Annotated in this window: 13 protein-coding genes; 6 read left to right on the top strand and 7 right to left on the bottom strand. The window is 63.1% G+C overall.

Going from position 1 to position 17,403, the window contains the following annotated elements; all coding sequences use genetic code 11:
• Positions 1-14: 14 nt before the first annotated feature.
• Together Q0R02_RS06655 and Q0R02_RS06650 are read right to left on the bottom strand one after the other, a co-directional pair.
• Entirely contained in the window at positions 15-1,244 is a 1,230-nt protein-coding gene (locus Q0R02_RS06655) for an ABC transporter permease (RefSeq protein WP_293881852.1), read from the bottom strand.
• Positions 1,241-2,185 (bottom strand): ABC transporter ATP-binding protein, encoded by a 945-nt coding sequence (locus Q0R02_RS06650; RefSeq protein ID WP_293881851.1) that lies wholly within the window; start codon positions 2,183-2,185, stop codon positions 1,241-1,243. Before Q0R02_RS06650 ends, Q0R02_RS06655 begins: the two co-directional genes overlap by 4 nt.
• Before the next feature lie 49 nt (positions 2,186-2,234).
• On the opposite strand from Q0R02_RS06650, the gene queG reads away from it, so the two are divergent.
• Positions 2,235-3,311 (top strand): tRNA epoxyqueuosine(34) reductase QueG, encoded by a 1,077-nt coding sequence (queG, locus tag Q0R02_RS06645; protein WP_293881850.1) that lies wholly within the window; start codon positions 2,235-2,237, stop codon positions 3,309-3,311.
• Here queG and Q0R02_RS06640 read toward each other — a convergent pair.
• On the bottom strand, positions 3,268-3,639 hold the full coding sequence (locus Q0R02_RS06640) for a hypothetical protein (RefSeq protein ID WP_293881849.1): 372 nt from the start codon (positions 3,637-3,639) through the stop codon (positions 3,268-3,270). The two genes, queG and Q0R02_RS06640, sit on opposite strands and share 44 nt — an antisense overlap.
• Positions 3,640-3,768: 129 nt before the next feature.
• On the opposite strand from Q0R02_RS06640, the gene Q0R02_RS06635 reads away from it, so the two are divergent.
• Positions 3,769-4,770: an adenosine kinase gene (locus Q0R02_RS06635; RefSeq protein WP_293881848.1), complete on the top strand. Its 1,002-nt coding sequence runs from the start codon at positions 3,769-3,771 to the stop codon at positions 4,768-4,770.
• A gap of 4 nt (positions 4,771-4,774) precedes the next feature.
• Here Q0R02_RS06635 and Q0R02_RS06630 read toward each other — a convergent pair whose 3' ends face one another.
• The 3 genes from Q0R02_RS06630 to Q0R02_RS06620 all read right to left on the bottom strand — a co-directional run bounded on the left by Q0R02_RS06630 (position 4,775) and on the right by Q0R02_RS06620 (position 12,179).
• Positions 4,775-7,279, bottom strand: a complete 2,505-nt coding sequence (locus Q0R02_RS06630) for an exo 1,3/1,4-beta-D-glucan glucohydrolase (protein WP_293881915.1) — start codon at positions 7,277-7,279, stop codon at positions 4,775-4,777.
• A gap of 57 nt (positions 7,280-7,336) precedes the next feature.
• A complete protein-coding gene (locus Q0R02_RS06625; RefSeq protein WP_293881847.1) occupies positions 7,337-9,601 on the bottom strand; it encodes a glycoside hydrolase family 3 protein in 2,265 nt (754 codons plus the stop codon).
• Between the two features lie 118 nt (positions 9,602-9,719).
• Complete coding sequence (locus tag Q0R02_RS06620) at positions 9,720-12,179, bottom strand: TonB-dependent receptor (protein ID WP_293881845.1); 2,460 nt, start codon at positions 12,177-12,179, stop codon at positions 9,720-9,722.
• Positions 12,180-12,374: 195 nt separating this feature from the next.
• Here Q0R02_RS06620 and Q0R02_RS06615 point away from each other — a divergent pair, with 195 nt between their 5' ends.
• From Q0R02_RS06615 to Q0R02_RS13795, 4 genes are all read left to right on the top strand, one after another.
• A complete protein-coding gene (locus Q0R02_RS06615) occupies positions 12,375-13,556 on the top strand; it encodes an MFS transporter (RefSeq protein WP_293881843.1) in 1,182 nt (393 codons plus the stop codon).
• Positions 13,553-14,569, top strand: coding sequence for a LacI family DNA-binding transcriptional regulator (locus tag Q0R02_RS06610; RefSeq protein WP_293881841.1), 1,017 nt, complete (start codon positions 13,553-13,555; stop codon positions 14,567-14,569). The genes Q0R02_RS06615 and Q0R02_RS06610 overlap by 4 nt, the downstream gene beginning before the upstream one ends.
• Positions 14,570-14,641: 72 nt before the next feature.
• Entirely contained in the window at positions 14,642-15,763 is a 1,122-nt protein-coding gene (locus tag Q0R02_RS06605; protein WP_293881839.1) for an alpha/beta fold hydrolase, read from the top strand.
• 125 nt (positions 15,764-15,888) lie between these two features.
• Positions 15,889-16,158 (top strand): CRISPR-associated endonuclease Cas1, encoded by a 270-nt coding sequence (locus Q0R02_RS13795; protein ID WP_367271436.1) that lies wholly within the window; start codon positions 15,889-15,891, stop codon positions 16,156-16,158.
• Positions 16,159-16,955: 797 nt separating this feature from the next.
• Here Q0R02_RS13795 and Q0R02_RS06600 read toward each other — a convergent pair.
• A partial coding sequence (locus Q0R02_RS06600; protein WP_293881838.1) for an SRPBCC family protein occupies positions 16,956-17,403 on the bottom strand: 448 nt, incomplete at its 5' end.

Genomic DNA, 17,403 nt, shown 5'->3' with positions numbered 1-17,403 from the left:
TGGTTGCAGCGCGATCAGCCAGCCTTTGCCGCGCGCGTCCGCCCGAACCATTTGCGTCTCGGGGCCCCCGACTTCAGCACTCCGGTCCGGAACCGCCTGGCGGCAAAGCGCACGATGATCGCGACCCATGCCGCCTGCCATATCAGCGCCAGCAGGTGCGGCCAGAGGGTCGCGTCCTGCGCCGCCCGGCCCAGCATCGCCAGCGGCGACGACAGCGGGAAAATCGCGGCAAAGGTCGCCAGTGGCCCACCGGTATCGTTGACCGTTGCCGAAGCCAGCGCGAACACCGCAAGTTGCGACATGGTGATCGGCATCGACAGCGTCTGGACCTCACGCGCGCTGTTGGCCTGTGCGCCGATGCCGATGAAGGCCCCGCCCAGCAGCATGTAGTTCATGATGTAATAGACCGCGCCCAGCGTAATGAACAACGGCCAGCCCATTGCGGGCAGCGGCAGCGGCATCCCCGCCGGAATGAAGCTGACGACGGCGATACCGATGACCGATCCCCACACGATGATCCCGGTCAGCGAGACGCCCAGCATCGCGATCAGCTTGCCATAGAAGATCGCGTCGATCGGCACGGCGGCGGCCAACACCTCGATCACCTTGCTCGATTTTTCCTCAACCATGTTCGACAGCAGCATGCCCGCCAGTAGCAGCGTCAGCATGAACAGCAGCGACTGTGCACCGCGCGCGACGATGTGCCGTGCTGCCGACGTGCCACCGCCCGCCGGATCGATGACGGTGCGTTGCAGCTTGACCTCCGGCCGGACGATGCGCGCCTGTTTCAGGGCATCTGCGGTGCGGATCTCGTCGAGGATCAGGCGCACGTTATTTTGCAAATCGTCGATCTGCCGCGCCGGGCCGACCAGGCGCGGCGCGGCTGGCCAGCCGGTCAGCACGATGGTCGCGCCGTTCTTTTGCGCCGACAACAGACCACGCGCTTGGATCGCCACATCGCCCTTCGGTTCGACGAAACGCAGGTCGGGCAGGGCGCCACCCAATCGCGTGTTCATGCCCGCATAGGCTTTGCGGATCGGCGCAGTATCGCTGGCGCTGCCGATGACCGCCACCGAGGAGCGCAAAGCCGCATCGTCGGCACGGCCCCCGACGACGCCGAACAGTCCGCCGAAGCCCAGCGCCATCAACGGCCCCAACAGGAACAGCAGGAACGTCCGTGAAAATACCGTCGCGGTGAAATCGCGGCGGGCGATCACCCAGATCGAGGATAGCGTCCGGTTCATGCCACCTTCTCCGCTGTCGTGGGGGCCGCCATATCGGCTGCCGCCTGCGCGCCCGCGATCGCCACGAACGCATCGTGCAGGCCGGGACGCTCGATCGACAAGCTTTCAATGCCCGCCTGGCCCTGGATCAGCGCATTCAACAGCGGTTCGATCCCGTCGCCGGGCAATTCGAATTTCCAGTCGGCGCCGTTGCGGACGGCATCCGCCGGGATGGCGCTCCGCCAATTTCCCTCGGTCGTGCGCGTCCGCAGCCGCACCTGTGGGCGCAGCCGTTCGCGCGCCTCGTCCACGCGACCCTCGAACCGGACCTTGCCGGCGGCGATGATCGCGATCCGCTCGCACAGGCGCTCGGCATGAGCGATGACATGGGTCGAGAACAACACCGTCGCGCCCTCTGCGGCCTGCGTCCGGATCATCCCCTCCAGACGCCCCTGGTTCAGCGCATCCAGTCCCGAAAACGGTTCGTCCAATACGATCAGGCGCGGCTTGTGGATCAGCGTGCCCAGCAATTGCACGGTCTGCGCCATCCCCTTCGACAGGGTGCGGATCATCTTTTTGCCGGCGTGGCCCAGGTCATATTCTTCCAGCAGCGCATCGGCCCGCCGCCGTCCCTCGGCCAATGGCAGTCCGCGCAGCGCGCCCATGAAGGCAATCGCCTCACGCGCCTGCATGGCGGGGTACAGGCCACGCTCTTCGGGAAGATAGCCGACCAGCGGCGCCGCCTGCATCGGGCGGTCGTAGCCCAGAAGCGACCGCGTGCCTTCGTCGGGGTCGATAATGCCCAGCACCATCCGCAGCGTTGTCGTCTTGCCCGCACCATTGGGGCCGAGCACGCCATAGATCGCTCCCGGCGGCACTGCCAGATCGATGCCGTCGACGGCCCGGGTATTACCGAAGTTCTTGACCAGCCCGTGGGCGGAAACCGCCAAATCGATACTCAACCCGAAATTCCTTGGCGAAAGGGTGTGCCGACCGTGTTAGCGACACGCCATGCCGCCTAGCAAGACAGGACTGACCAAAGCCTTAAAGACCGAAGCCGCGCGGCTGGGTTTTGCCGCGTGCGGGGTGACGCGCGCCGATGCGGTCGATGGGCGCGCGGCCTTGCAATCATGGATCGACGCCGGGCAGCACGGCAGCATGGCATGGATGGTGGACCGCGCGGACCAGCGCGCCGCCCCGCAATCGCTGTGGCCCGACGCGCTCAGCGTGATCGCGCTGGGCATGAGCTACGCCCCCGCGCAGGACCCGCTGCGGCTGGCGGGGGAGGGTGGGATCGGTCGCATTTCGGTGTATGCACAAGGGGCCGACTATCACGATGTCGTCAAGCGCAACCTGAAGGCTTTGGCCCGGTGGCTGGTCGCGACCGCGGGGGGCGAACTGAAGGTCTTCGTCGATACCGCACCCGTCATGGAAAAGCCGTTGGGCCAGTCGGCGGGAATCGGCTGGCAGGGCAAGCACACCAACCTCGTCAGCCGCGAACACGGCAGCTGGCTGTTCCTTGGGTGCATCATGACGACGCTCGACCTCGATCCCGACGACAGCCACGCCGACAGCTGCGGCAGTTGCGACGCCTGCCAGCGTGCCTGCCCGACCGATGCGTTTCCGGCACCCTATCGGCTGGATGCCCGACGCTGCATCTCCTACCTGACGATCGAGCACAAGGGACCGATCCCGCACGAGTTTCGTGCCGCCATCGGCAACCGCATCTATGGCTGCGACGATTGCCTGGCGGTCTGTCCGTGGAACAAGTTTGCCGACGCCGCCCAAGCCAACCGCGCGTTTGTCGGTCGCCCCGAACTCGCCGCGCCGGAATTGTCGGACCTGCTGGCGCTCGACGACGCCGGGTTTCGCGCGGTCTTTTCGGGCAGCCCGATCAAGCGCATCGGGCGCGAACGCATGGTCCGCAACGCCGCCATCGCGGCAGGCAACAGCGGGTCGATGGCGCTGATCGAACCGCTCCGCCGCCTGCTGTCGGACGAATCCGCGACCGTCGCCGAAGCCGCCGATTGGGCGCTGGCTGCGCTCAGCGTGCCTCTTTGCGCCGGATCATCGCCGCCACGCAGCTAGCGCGGTCGATGTCGCGGCCATCGGGCTGGCGCGCGTCGATATAAGTCACCACCGGATCGCGGCCCTTGGCCTCTGGATACAGATAGGCGTCCAGCACGCAGATCGGGCTGCGAAACTGGATGCGCTGCGACGTTTCCTCACGCACATCCTGGTCCGACGGGCCGAACAACGCGACCAGGGCGCGGCCGTTGGCACCCAGCACCCGTTCCAGCCCCGTCGCCCGCATCGGTGCGCTGCGTGTCGGCGTGACGCTTGGTCGCGCGGTCGGGGTCGAGACGCAGCCTGACAGCATTACCGGCAGCACGAGAAATACAGCATAATGTCGCATTGCGGGGTCCGTCCTGCTGGCCTGTCGAAGCATCGCCCTTCCCCTTTTGCGCCATCCAAGTAAAGGCGGGGCCAGAACAGGCTCAGGGCGAACCGTGCGAAACGCGCGCCCGCAAACCATAGGGTATTTATGACGGCGAAATACGATGTTGTGGCGATCGGCAATGCGATCGTCGATGTGATCGCAAGTGCCGACGAAGCATTCATTGCATCCGAAAACCTGACGCGCGGTTCGATGCAACTGATCGACGCCGCGCGCGCTACCGAACTCTATGGTCGCATGGGTCCGGGCCGCGAAGTCTCTGGCGGTTCGGCGGGCAACACCATCGCGGGGCTGGCCGCGCTTGGCCAGCAATGCGCCTTTATCGGACAGGTTGCCGACGACCAGCTGGGCGAGGTCTTTGCCCACGACATCCGCGCGCTCGGCGTCCGCTTCGACACAGCAAAACGGGGCGTGGAACCACCAACGGCGCGCTGCCTGATCCTCGTCACCGCCGACGGGCAGCGGACGATGAATACCTTTCTGGGCGCGTCGCAATTCCTGCCCGCCGCCGCGATCGACCACGACCTGATCGCCAATTCTGCCATCCTGTATCTCGAAGGCTATCTGTGGGACCCGGAGGAACCGCGCGCCGCGATGCGCGCCGCCATCGACACGGCAAAGGCCAATGGCCGCAAGGTCGCGTTCACCCTGTCCGACGCGTTCGTGATCGACCGCCACGGCGCGGATTTCCGCACGCTGATCGATGCGGGCGACATCGACATCCTGTTTGCCAATGACGGAGAGGTTCACGCCCTGATGGGCACCGCCGATGTCGCCAGCGCAGTCACCGCCCTGTCGGCAAAAGTCGCGACCCTCGTTGTCACCCATGGCGCGGCGGGAGCCGAAGCGCATAGCGGGGGCGGACATGCCCGTGTCGCCGCCGAACCGATCGCGCAGCTTGTCGATACCACCGGCGCGGGTGACCTGTTTGCGGCGGGCTTCCTCAGCGGACAGGCGCAGGGCCGCTCGCTCGAGGACAGTCTGGTCATGGGTGCGGTCTGTGCCGCCGAAGTCATCTCACACTATGGCCCGCGTCCCGAAGGCGACCTGATGGCGCTGGTGGCGGCCCGTCTAGGCCAACGAGGCTGACCGGCTAGTCACCGCACTTGTTCATCGGGATCGAAACATAGTCGAGACGGACGTTCGACACCGACAGTGTCGTGCCCGCGCCCGACGACAGGACGAATGGCGACGAAAGCGTCTTCATGTCGGCACCGCGCGCTGCAAAGCACTTCAGCGGCACCGCGATCTCATTCCATTCGCCCGCCTTGGCCGCACTCAAGGTCTTCCCGATGGGCACCGCTGCGATCTTGGTCCCGTTGGCCACGCCGATCGTGACCATGGCTGCCGCCGCCTGATCGACGCGATACTCCATGACCAGGCTCAGTTCCCCGTTGGTTTCGCGGTCGATATCGATGGGTCGCGGCGCGGCAATCTTCAATGTGCCGATGGCCGGGCCGGACCAGGCCAGCCGCAACGCGTCTTCCTGCGCGCGACGATCGACCGTGCGCGCAGTCATGCTGCCGGTCGGCAATGCTGTGGCTGCCCCGGCAATCGGCGTACTGGCCTGTCCGGCGCTCTCCATTGCCATCGACCAGCCTTCGGGGACCCGCCCCTTGTTGAACAACTGGCCGATCATTCCCGCCGCCATGCCAGCGGGTCGCTTTTCGTCGAGCATGCCGAGGTGGCGCGGCGTCGCATAGGTCAGCCCGTATCCATAGGCGAATAGCGGATCGTAGTTCAGGTCGCGCCGGTTCAACACATATTGATCGGGACGCTTCGGCCACGAAAAACTCAGCTTGCCACGAAAGTCATAGCGCGGTTTGCCGTCCACCTTGGCAAACAGGACATCGGCGACGCCACCGCCCTCGCTCCCCGGCAGGAATGCAGCGACGAACGCGTCGGACGCATTCAGCTCGGCATTGACCCACAACGGTCGCCCCGACAGGAACACCGCAACCACCGGGATACCGGCGGCTTTCAGCTTTTTCAGCAGGACCAGGTCGGACCTGTCGTCGGCGCTATATTCCAGCGTTGGCCGGTCGCCCTTAAATTCGGCATAGGGCTGTTCTCCGAACACGACGATCGCTGCGTCGGGCTTGGTGGTGAACGAACCATCGACGGACAGCGTTGCGGTCCCGCCGCCCTGCTTCACCGTCTCTGCGATGCCCGACCAGATTGTCTGGGCATTCGGGAAATCCTTGTTGGTGACGCCCGTGCCTTGCCAGGTGATTGTCCATCCACCCGCTTGCTGGCTGACGTCATCCGCTCCCGCGCCCGCCACCAATATTCTGGCGCTGGGCTTCAGCGGCAGGACATTTTCGTTTTTGAGCAGCACCAGCGATTCACGGACCGCGGACCGCGCAACGGCGCGATGCGCAGGCGCACCGAATGCATCGAATTTGCCCGCATAGGCACGCGACGATGGCCGTCCGCGATCGAACGTCCCGGCGCGGATCTTGACGCGCAGGATACGCCGCACCGCATCGTCGACCCGTGCCATCGGTATCTCACCCGACTTCGCCTGGGCCAGCGTGTTGGTGTAAAGCTGTTTCCAGCCCGGCCCCGAATACATGAACATGTCCATGCCCGCGTTGATTGCTGCAGCACAGCTTTCGTTGGTGCATCCCGGCACCTGGCCGTGGCTGTTCCAGTCGCCGATTACAAAGCCGTCGAACTTCATCCGGTCCTTCAGGACATCGGTCAGCAAGCTTTTGTTGCCACTCATCTTGACGCCGTTCCAGCTTGAAAAGCTGATCATGACCGACTGCGTGCCAGCCGTGATCGCTGCCGGATACCCGCCAAGATGGACATCGCGGAGCACCTGTTCGGAGACCTGCGTGTCGCCCTGGTCGCGCCCGCCGGTGCCGCCATCGCCCAGGAAATGCTTGGTCGTCGCGATCAGGTGCTGCGGCGACAGAAAGGCTTTGGTGCCGAACTTGCCCTGCACCCCCTCGATCATGGCACTGGCATATTCGGCCGGGATCTGCGGCTCTTCCGAATAGCTTTCATAAATCCGGCCCCAGCGGTCGTCCTGCACCACCGCCAGCGTCGGCGCGAAGGTCCAGTCCTGTCCGGCCGCCGCGGTCTCGATCGATGTGATCTCACCGATCCGCCTGATCAGCGCCGGATCATGCGCTGCACCCAGTCCGATATTGTGCGGGAACAGCGTAGCCCCGACGATATTGTTGTTCCCGTGCACTGCGTCGGTGCCCCAGATAATCGGAATGCGCGGCCCCTTGTCGCTCCGTTTCATCGACGCGTCATAATATTCGTCGGCCAGTTTCAGCCATTTGGGCGGCGGCGCCAGCTCGTCGTCGTACGGGCCTGAATTGCCCCCGTTCAGGATCGACCCGATCTTGTAGGTTTCCACGTCGACCGGCTTGATGCTGCCGATATCGACCTGGATCATCTGCCCCACCTTGTCGTCCAGCGACATCGCCGCGATCAGGGCATCCACTCGCTTTTCGACCGCCGCATCGCGCGGCAGTCTTTTCAGCGACGGCCACAACTGGGGATGCGCCACTGCCGCCTCCGGGGTCATGCTCGCGGCCGCATCTTTTGCGTCCGCGTTCCCCGCCAGCAATGCCGTGGCCATGACGATCAGTGAAACGCGCTTCATGTCAGTCTCCCAGAACTTTGATCCCCGGCACCGTTATGGTTTGGTAAATCCCGAACCTGCGCCCAGCACGATCGTCCCTGCCAGCGCGCGGTCTTCGGCCGAATGCCCGACGGCGATCGCATATTTCCCCGCATCCCGCTGCCAGCGTCGCGCCTTGACATCGTAACGCGAGAACGTCCGTGGCTCAGCCACGATCGTCACCCGCTGCGTCTGCCCCGGCGCCAGCTTCAGCTTCGTCCAGCCCGCCAGGCGGAACGCATTGCCCTTGTCCACCGGCTGCACATAAAATTGTGGCACATCCTGGCCCGACCGCGTGCCCGTATTCGTCACATCGAAGCTGACCGTGATCGTCGCGCCGCCCGCCACCGTCAGGTTCGCATAGCGGAAGCTGGTGTAGGACTGTCCGTATCCGAACGGAAACAGCGGTTTTTGCGCGGTCTTCTCATACCAGCGATAGCCGACGTCGGCGCCCTCCCGGTAATCGATCGCGAACGGTGCGAGCTTCGATGTCGCATCGCCAGCCTCACGCCCCGCATCCGAAGCCTTTAGCGCAGCCAGTCCGACCGGCGCACTGCGGGGGGCCTGTTCAGCGCGGACCGGGAACGTCATCGGCAGTCGTCCCGACGGGTTGACGTCACCGACCAGTATCCGCGCGATCGCCTCGCCGCCGCGCTGCCCCGGATACCATGCCTGCAACACCGCTGGCACGCGGTCGATCCATGGCATCGTCACCGGCCCGCCGGTTTCCAGAACGACCAGCGTCTTTGCATTCGCGCCCGCCACCGCGTCGATCAACGCATCTTGGTTGTCAGGCAGCATCAGCGTTTCCGCATCCTGGGCCTCGGTCTGCCACTGCCAGGCAAAGACGATGGCCAGGTCGGCACCCTTTGCCGCCGCCGCCGCCGCCGCCACGTCCCCGCCATCGACATAAGTGACATCGGCCTGTGGCAGCGCCGCGCGGATCGCCTTGAGTGGCGAGGAAGCGTGCCATGTTATCCGCGCGAACGAGGCTGCCTCGCCCTTGGTCAGCGGTATCTCGACCGGCGCGCCGCCGACCGAACGAACCTGTGAGGACCCGCCGCCGGACAACACCCCGACATCGGCGTGGGCGCCGATCAGGACGATCCGGCGCGCGGTCCTTGCCACGGGCAACAGGGCGCCGCTGTTCTTCAACAGGACAATTCCCTCTTCGGCAGTGCGCTGCGCGACCTCGGCATGTGCGGCATAATCGATCGGCTGGGCGGTGTCCGGAACCGGATGATCGATCAGCCCACTTGCGATCACGCCATACAATATACGTCGCGCCATATCGTTCAGCCGCGCCTCGGGAACGGTGCCAGCCGCCAGCGCTTTTGCCAGGGGCTCCTGGAAAAAGGGTGCCGTGTCCAATTCCTGCCCCGACTGCTGATCCAGCCCGGACAACGCCGCCTTGACGGTCGAATGAACCGCGCCCCAGTCCGACATGACCCAGCCCTTGTAGCCCCAGTCGCCTTTCAGCACCCGGTTCAACAGGAAGTCGTTCTCGCACGCATAGTCGCCGTTGACCTTGTTATAGGCGCACATGACCGAACCCGGCTTGCCGCGCTCGATCGCCAGTTCAAACGCCAGCAGATCGCTTTCACGCAGCGCCGCTTCGCCGATCAGGGCATCGGAAACATGACGCCCTGTTTCCTGTGAGTTGATCGCGAAATGCTTGATCGTCGAAACGATATGATTGCTCTCGACCCCGCGAATGGATTCGCCCGCCATCACGCCCGCCAGCAGGGGATCTTCACCCAGATATTCGAAATTGCGTCCGTTGAACGGATCGCGGGTCAGGTTCAGGCCGCCCGCCAACAGCACGTTGAAGGTCTTTGCCCGTGCCTCCGAACCGATCATCGCGCCGCCGCGAAACGCAAGCTCTGGGTTAAACGTCGCCGCGGTGGCGAGGCCGGCAGGCAGCGCGGTCGCGACATCACCCTTGCGCTGTTCGATCTGGTTGGCGACCCCCAGGCTCGCATCGCTTTCGCGCAAGGTGGGGATGCCGAGCCGTGGCACGCCTTCCATATGCGCCGCTGAGGGGATCATCCCCATCGCCCCGGACACCTTCGACAAAGGCGGGAAATAACTGTGGACGAGGCGCAGTTTTTCCTCGCGCGTCATTGCCTTCACCAGAGCATCGGCGCGCGCTTGTGGGTTCGCTGTGCCGCTGGCGGCAACTTTCGTTGCCTCTTTGGCGACCACCACCACGGGCAATCCAGGAAGGACGACAATGGCTACCAAACTGGCATTCAATGCGAGGCGCGTTGCAGCTTTCATCATCATCCTGTTCGAATTTGAATAAAAAAAACGGTGGCGGGCCGTTGGGCCGCGCCACCGCTAGAGTGGACGCATCGACCGGGGAAGGGGTTGGTCGATGGTTTCACGTCTTGTCAGGTCAGAAGTTGGCCTTGATCCGCGCGCCGAATGTTCGTGGCGCCTGCAGGTTGGACAGGAAGACCGGCGCATAACGGGTCGGCCCGAACGTTGCCGCACTGGTGCGGATCGCCTTGTCCTCCAGGTTCTGCCCGAAAACCTCGAACACAAACCGGTTATCCGGTGCGTTGTACCGGATCGCCAGATCGGTCTTGGTGTAGCCCTTCTGCGTATCGAAGTCGGTTCCGTAATAGACCGGGACGCCGTTCACGACCCGGTTGGTGCGATCGCCGTTGAAGAAGGTCAGGTAGCTCTTGGATTCATAGTGGATCGTCGCCCGTGGCGTAATGCTGCCACCGTTGGCCATTACAAAGTCATGTTCGTAAGTCGCAGTTGCCGAAAAGCGCGGAGCGTGAGCCAGCTCGTTGCCCGCCAACTGACGGATTGCGGTCACATCGCCGCTGTTGTCGAAACGGCCATCGATCGTTGCCAGCGCTTTCAGCTTGGTCTTCTGCAGAGATCCTGAAAACTGGATACGGTCATGATTGGTGACGTTGGCGACCAGTTCGGCTTCCAGGCCATAGGCCGTTGCCCCCTTGGCGTTCTCTGTCACAACCTGACTGGCGATCGTATTGCCGTTCGCATCGCGGGTCGTGCGAACCTGGTTGACCTGATACCCCTTGAAATCGGAATAATAGGCTGCGGCGTTGAAGGTTACGCGACGGTCGAACAACTTGGCCTTGAAACCGGCTTCATAGTTGGTGATCGTTTCGGGATTGGTCGTTTCGCCACCATCCTGGATGTTACCGGACTTGAAACCGCTGCTGATGCTTGCATAGCCCAGCACGCCCGGTGCCAAATCGGCATCGACGCGGGCGAGATAGGTCAATTTGCCCCAGCTCCCCTTCACGTCGTTGTTCGAGATGGAGAAATTGCCGCCCTGTGCGTTCAGCAATGCCACCAGTTCGGCAGCACTGGCATTCGGATAGGCACCAAAGATGTTTACCGTGCACGATGGCGCGCCCGGAGCCGGGCAACCGAACGCGGTTACGTTGCGGCCGCCGACGTCCTTTTTCTTGTCGCGCGTGTAGCGGAGGCCACCGGTGACGCGAAGCGCCTTGGTAACGTTCCAGGTGACCTGGCCAAAGCCTGCCAGTGAATCGATCTCGCGATCGGCCTGGATGAAGCTGCCGACAAAGGCACGGGTTCCGCCATTCCGATAGCCGTCACGCTGATCGACATCGAAACGGATCTGGTTTTTTTCGTGCGAATAATAGCCACCGAGAATGTAGTCGATGGTGTTTTCGCCGCTCGACTTCAACTGGACCTCATGGCTCATGAAGTTATATCTGGAATTGACCGTTCGGTTCTCGCCGAATCCGCCAAGATACAGTTGCAGCCCCGACACCGGGTCGAAACCGCCCGTGGGGGGCAAGGCACCGGCATCCGCATCGGCCTGCGTGCTGCCGCCAATGCGCGAATAGCCCGCGATATAGGCCAGTTGCATGTGGTCGGTCAGATCATATCCGATGTTACTGCGGATCGCCCATGAATAGCGGTGCGTGTCGGGCGCCGTGTCGCTCAGCGTCGAATATAGCTTCGTGCCGGGGCGTGGTGTCTGCAACAGCGCGATGACGGGCGCGCCGCGATCGAGGAAGCCTTCGCCGCTCAGCAACCAGCTGAACTTGCTTCCAGGAGGCTGGAACAGCGCGCTGATACGCGCCGATTTCTGGTCGACGGCGTAATATTTCTTGCCGGTCGTGATGAACGCCGCGCGATCGACATTGGGGACGTTCGGGGCCTGCTGATAATCAGCGTAACCGTCATGCTGTTCGGTCACGAATGCGAAACGCAGCGCCAGGCTGTCGCTGACAGGAACATTGACGGCACCACGTGATCCAAAGCGGTTGTAATCGCCCGCGATTGCTTCGACATTGCCATAGAATTTATCAAGCGTGGGCTTGGCGGTGATCAGGCTCAGCGCGCCGACTGTCGCATTGCGACCGAACAGCGTTCCCTGAGGCCCGCGCAGCACTTCTGCGCGTTCCAGGTCATAGAAAAGCACCGAAGCACCCTGCGAACGGGGCGAATAGATACCGTCGATATAGATCGCGACTTCGGGATCGGCGACTTCGGTATAGGCCGTGTCGTTACCGATACCGCGCAATGTCAGCAGAACCGCCGACTGGTCGCCCTGCTGGGTGAACTGGAGCGATGGGACGAAACGCGCGAGGTCGGTGACGTTGTTGACCTGCTGGCGATCGAGTGTCGCCTGGCTGAACGCGGAAACCGCGATAGGCGTGCTCTGCAGACTTGTTTCGCGCCGCGTTGCGGTCACGACGATGTCTTCGATTGCGCCGTTATCGGTTGCTGCCTGTCCGCTGTTTGCAGTCGGAGTTGGCGTCGTCTGCGCGGCGGCGGCCGAAATTACGAAAAACGATGTGGCGAGCGCAGTGCTCGCGGCTAGAAACTGCCCCTTCATTTCATCCTCCTGTATTGCGCTCGTTTTGAGCTACCTCGTCCCATCACCAGAAACCGACATCGATGTCAACGAAAGTCTGACATCGATGTCGGGTTTTTATGCGATTGTGTTTTCGTTTCCCGATTACAACTGTATGGTTCGGTCAATGAACAGGGCTCGCGGATGAAAAATGCCGGCATCGCATCGGACGATAACGTGGCCACGCGCCTCTTCCGGCTGTCGATCGGCATATGTTTCTTTGGCGGCTTCCTCACCTCGCTGGTCAGCCTGCTGGTGCCCCGGCTGAAACTGCTGTTCAACCTGGACTATGCCCAGTCGCTGCTGGTCCAACTCGCCTTCCACTCCAGCTATTTGCTGTTCGCCATCCCGATCGCGGCGTTCATCGTGCGGGCCGGATACATGCGCTCGATTGCTACCGGGCTGGTCGTCATGGTGCTCGGTTGCCTGGGGTTCGTGCAGGCGCACGCGCTGCTGTCGTTCGTCCTCGTGCTGCTGGCGCTACTGTTGCTGTCGGTCGGCATCACGTTCCTCCAAATTGCGGCCAATGCGGTCGTCACCGTGGTCGGCCCCGCCTCCAGTGCGGCATCGCGACTGACGCTGCTACAGGGGTTCAACTCGCTGGGAACGGTGGCCGGTCCCCTGTTGTGTGCGCAATTTCTGCTGCCGCGCTCGGACGGCAGTTTTGCGGTTGGCGGGGCTGGATCGGTTGTCCTGCCCTTCATGTTTTCGGCGGTCGGGTTGCTCATCCTCGCGGGTGCGTTCGCGTTTAACCGCAATATGCTGTCCCGGACCCGGACGACCGCGCCATCCTATCGCAATGTCCTTAGTGGCGATCGAAAGCTACAATTCGGTATTGTGGCGATGTTCGCTTATGTCGGTGCTGAAGTTACGATCGGCGCGCTCTTGACCAACTATCTGATGCTGAAGCAATCCATCGGCGCCGAACCGGTGGCCGCGGGGCGAATGGTCGCCCTCTACTGGGGCGGCGCAATGGTCGGTCGCTTTGCCGGAGCCTTTCTTCTCCGCCGGGTCTCCTCCGCAACCATGCTCCTGTCGGTGTCGGTCGGGGCGACGGCACTGACCTGCGTCGGCGCACTGTTCGACGGTCCCCTGGCCGCCGCCGCGCTGCTCGCGGTTGGCCTTTGCAATGCCGTCATCTACCCGACCGTCTATGCAATTGCGCTTCCGGAAAAGGCCCAGGCCGCTCCCATTGCCTCGATGTTCCTGTGCATGGCGGTAGTGGGCGGCGCGATTATTCCCTACCTCACCGGACTGCTTGCCGATCGGATCGGCCTCGGCCTGTCGCTCCTGCTCCCCGCCGCCTGTTATTTCGGCATTGCGCTGTTCGCCCGCTTTGCCGTCAGGGCCACACGATGAAGACGATCACCATCAAGGACGTCGCGATCCGCGCCGGCGTTTCCCCGAAGACCGTGTCCCGCGTCATCAACGGCGAACAGCACGTCCGCCCCGAAATCCGGGACATTGTGCTGCGGGTCGTCGCGGAACTCGACTATCGCCCCAACCCCTTTGCCCGCAGCCTGTCGAGTTCACGATCCTACCTGCTCGGCCTGTTCCTCGATGACCCGGCTTCGGGATACGCCAACGACGTGCAATTCGGTGCCCTGATGCGCAGTCGTGCGCAGAGTTATCACCTCGTCGTCGAGCCGGTTAACCTCGCCTCGCCACACTGGATTGCGGAGGTCGAGCAAAGTATCCGCGCGCTCCGGCTCGAAGGCGTCATCCTGACCCCTCCGATCTGCGACAACGCCGCTTTGCTCGACATGCTCGATGCGGCGGGCATCGCCTATGTGCGGATTGCGCCCAGTGCAGATTTCCACCGCTCGGGACTGGTCGAAATGGACGATTTCGCGGCGGCCAGCGACATGACGCGCCATCTGATTGCCCTTGGGCACCGGACGATCGCCTTCATCAAGGGCGACCCGAACCACAGCGCCTCTCGCAAGCGCTATGACGGCTTTTGCGCGACCATGGCAGAGGGGGGGCTGGCGGTCGACCAGGCCTATGTGCTGGAGGGTGACTTCTCCTTTCGTTCGGCACTTGGCCCCGCGACCGCGTTGCTCACGGCCGATGTTCGACCGACAGCGGTGTTCGCCAGTAACGACGACATGGCGCTCGGCGTGCTTGTCACGGCCATGAAGCTGGATGTGGCAGTGCCGGAGATGCTGTCGATCGCCGGGTTTGACGATGCGCCCACCGCCCGCGCCGCCTGGCCACCCCTGACGACGATTCGCCAGCCGAAATCGGAGATGGCGGCGGCGGCGATCGATATACTGGTCGACCCCGGTTACCGTGGTGCCGCGACCGACCAACGCTATCGCCGCCTGCTGCCCTATGAATTGATCAGCCGGGACAGCACCGCGAAGATTTGAAAGCAGCAGCGTGTCCTTGCGGGTCGGCCCCAGTCGGCTATGCTCGCTGCAATTCTTGTGGAGGACGTCAGGATGCGATTGCCAACCCGGATGATGCGCGCTGCCATTGCCGCGCTAACACTGATGTTCACGAGCGTCCCGGCCTGGGCGGCGGGTGAGATCGTGTCCTCCACCTCAATCGCGGGCGCTCCGGCGGGCGCGGCCGCGTATCGTATCCGCTACCGATCGCGCGACAAGGACGGTCGCCCGATCGTCGTCAGCGGTGCCATCATCGTGCCCGCCGGACCTGCCCCAGCCGGTGGTCGTCCCGTCGTTGCCTGGGCGCACGGCGCGTCGGGTATCGCGGAGGGCTGCGGCCTGTCGGACAAACCCGCGCTGTTTACCCAGATCCCGGGTCTGGGCGGGCTGCTGGCGGCGGGTTATGTCGTCGCCGCGCCCGATTACCAGGGCCTTGGCAACCCCGGTCCGCACCCGTTCCTGGTCGGTATCGCCAGCGCCCATAGCGTGCTTGATTCGGTCCGGGCAGCGCGCGCATTTCCCGGCGCGAAGGCCTCTGCGCGCTTTGCCTTGTGGGGCGAATCGCTTGGCGGGTTTTCGGTGTTGTGGTCGGGCAAACTCGCCGCCCGCTACGCGCCCGAACTCACCCTGGTCGGCGTTGTCGCCGCGGCCCCGCCGACCGACCTGAAAGCCAATCTGACCGGCGGAAGCAACGCCGCCGTCCGCGCCTTCCTGACGTCCTATGCCGCGCAAAGCTGGTCGCAGGTTTACAGCGTCCCGCTCACCAGCGTCGTCAGGCCGCCGACGGCGCGGCTGATCACGGCCATCGCCAGGAATTGCGTCAGCCTCGACGGGTTCGCGCTCCGTACCAAGGTCGGGATGCTGCGGCTGGCGCATCAACTCCGCAATGTGGACCTTTCCCAATCGCCGCGCTGGGCGGCGCTGATGCAGCAGAACTCGGTCACTCCGGCGGGGCTGACGATGCCGCTGCTGATCGTCCAGGGATCCGCCGATGTCATCGTCGCCCCCGCCGTCACCCGCGCGCTGGTCGACCAACTGTGCGCCCGCCGCGCCACCGTGCAGTTTGTATCGATAGCGGGCGGTGACCACGTCTCTGTCGCCAAACGCTCGGCCACGCAGACGCTCGACTGGCTGGGCGACCGTTTCGCGAGCAAACCAGCAAGGGCAGGGTGCTGAACGTGCCCGGCTTTCCCGGCTTTCCCGCTACCGCGCGCGCACAGAACTCCCGCCGAATACGACCTGCTGGCGTCCGCCGGGCGTAAACAGGCTATAGATCAGCGGCTGCGGCAAAGCTCGCGCAGGTGCAGGTGCAGGCCATTGCGGACGGGTATGATCCGACGCTCGGGGTCATGCACAACGGTCGGCGCGAGAAACCTGCCTTCATTCTAGACCTCGTAGAGCGGGAACGGCCTAAGGTGGACGCCACAGTCCTGGCATTTGTCGCCAAACACGTTTTCAGCGGCGCAGACTTTGTTATCCGCGAATGGCGTATGCCGACTGTCCCCCCAACTTGCGAAGCACGTTTCTACTGTTTTGGCGCAACCATCTTACTGACCGGATTTGGTGGTTAGCTGCCGTTCTCCATCTCGTCAGCGCTCGGGCGATTAGCCAGAGTCACGAGCAAGCAGGCTGGCTCCTGCTATCGGAAGTGGCGAGAACATCATCAAGATGCCCAAACCGATATTAGCTCCCCCGCCCTCGTAGGGGCGAGTAATCACGTAGGCATAGAAGGCCCAAAACACTACGGTGAGACATAAGGCAACGATCCACGGCCGCCGTGCGCCAACCCCGAGTAACGCCAACAATATGAAGGGTGCGCTGGCGATCAGGATTTGGAAGATCGTCGCATCGTCCCACAGCGAAGAAAGGGGAAATCCGGCGACAACCGCCCAAACGGTGTTACACGTCGCGACCACAGCAACCCCGATTGCAAACGCGGCGACAAGACCCGTGAATGCTCGCCCAGAATACGTCCCAAACATGTTCGCCATTAGCGTAGACTAACGGTTCGGCCAATGTCCGCAAGTGGGCGGAATCTGACATTCCGACGCAGGTTCATTCGAGCGACTGCAACCGCCAACTTTTCAGACATTCGCGAAGCGTTTCGCGTTTTGCAAAACCTGCCTTTCGTTCACCTCACATTTTCTGGCAGCCTACGACTGCTTTTGTAAATCAGATCGAGCAGTGCCAATGTCTTGAATGGGTGAGATGCGGACAGGCCGCTATTGACGAAGAAGTTTGTGCGAGCGGCCATTCCGGCCAAAAAACGGCAATTCCGCTCCCGCCCCAAATTTGGACGCTCAACATTCGTCAAACGACACGAAAAGCAGCCATCTAGCCCTCTCGCAGTTCAACTTCGCCGACACCATTATCGCATTTCGAGGTGAGCCTTCATGACTTGAGCCCCCGCTTGCATGTTGTGCTTGATAAAGGGTTCGAGCTCAGCTGGTAAGAACCGCGTCTGCCAGATCACCTTACTCCGCTGGTGTCGTTCGGCGACGACTTTCATCGTGGCGAGGTGATAAGTCGCGTTGCCGCCAAATGCTGAGTAGGTGATGCGACGCGCTCGATCATCAACGGAGACGATACGTTCGTGGACTACAAAGCCGTTGGCGAAGGTCACGGTGCGGACATCACCGATGCGTCCAACCTTTGTGACCATGCCAGGTACGAGCCGCGTATCAACGGCATAAACATCGCGAACTGCATCCCAGACCTTGGCCGGTGACGCAGCGATAACGATCTTTGTGGTCACGATCCTTACATTGGCGGGTTCGCCGCCTGAATTTGACGCGACGGCAATTGCAGCCATAACC

It is taken from the genome of Sphingomonas sp. (assembly GCF_025353885.1).
Lineage (GTDB): Bacteria > Pseudomonadota > Alphaproteobacteria > Sphingomonadales > Sphingomonadaceae > Sphingomonas_O.
This window is presented reverse-complemented; position numbering and strand designations above follow the sequence as displayed.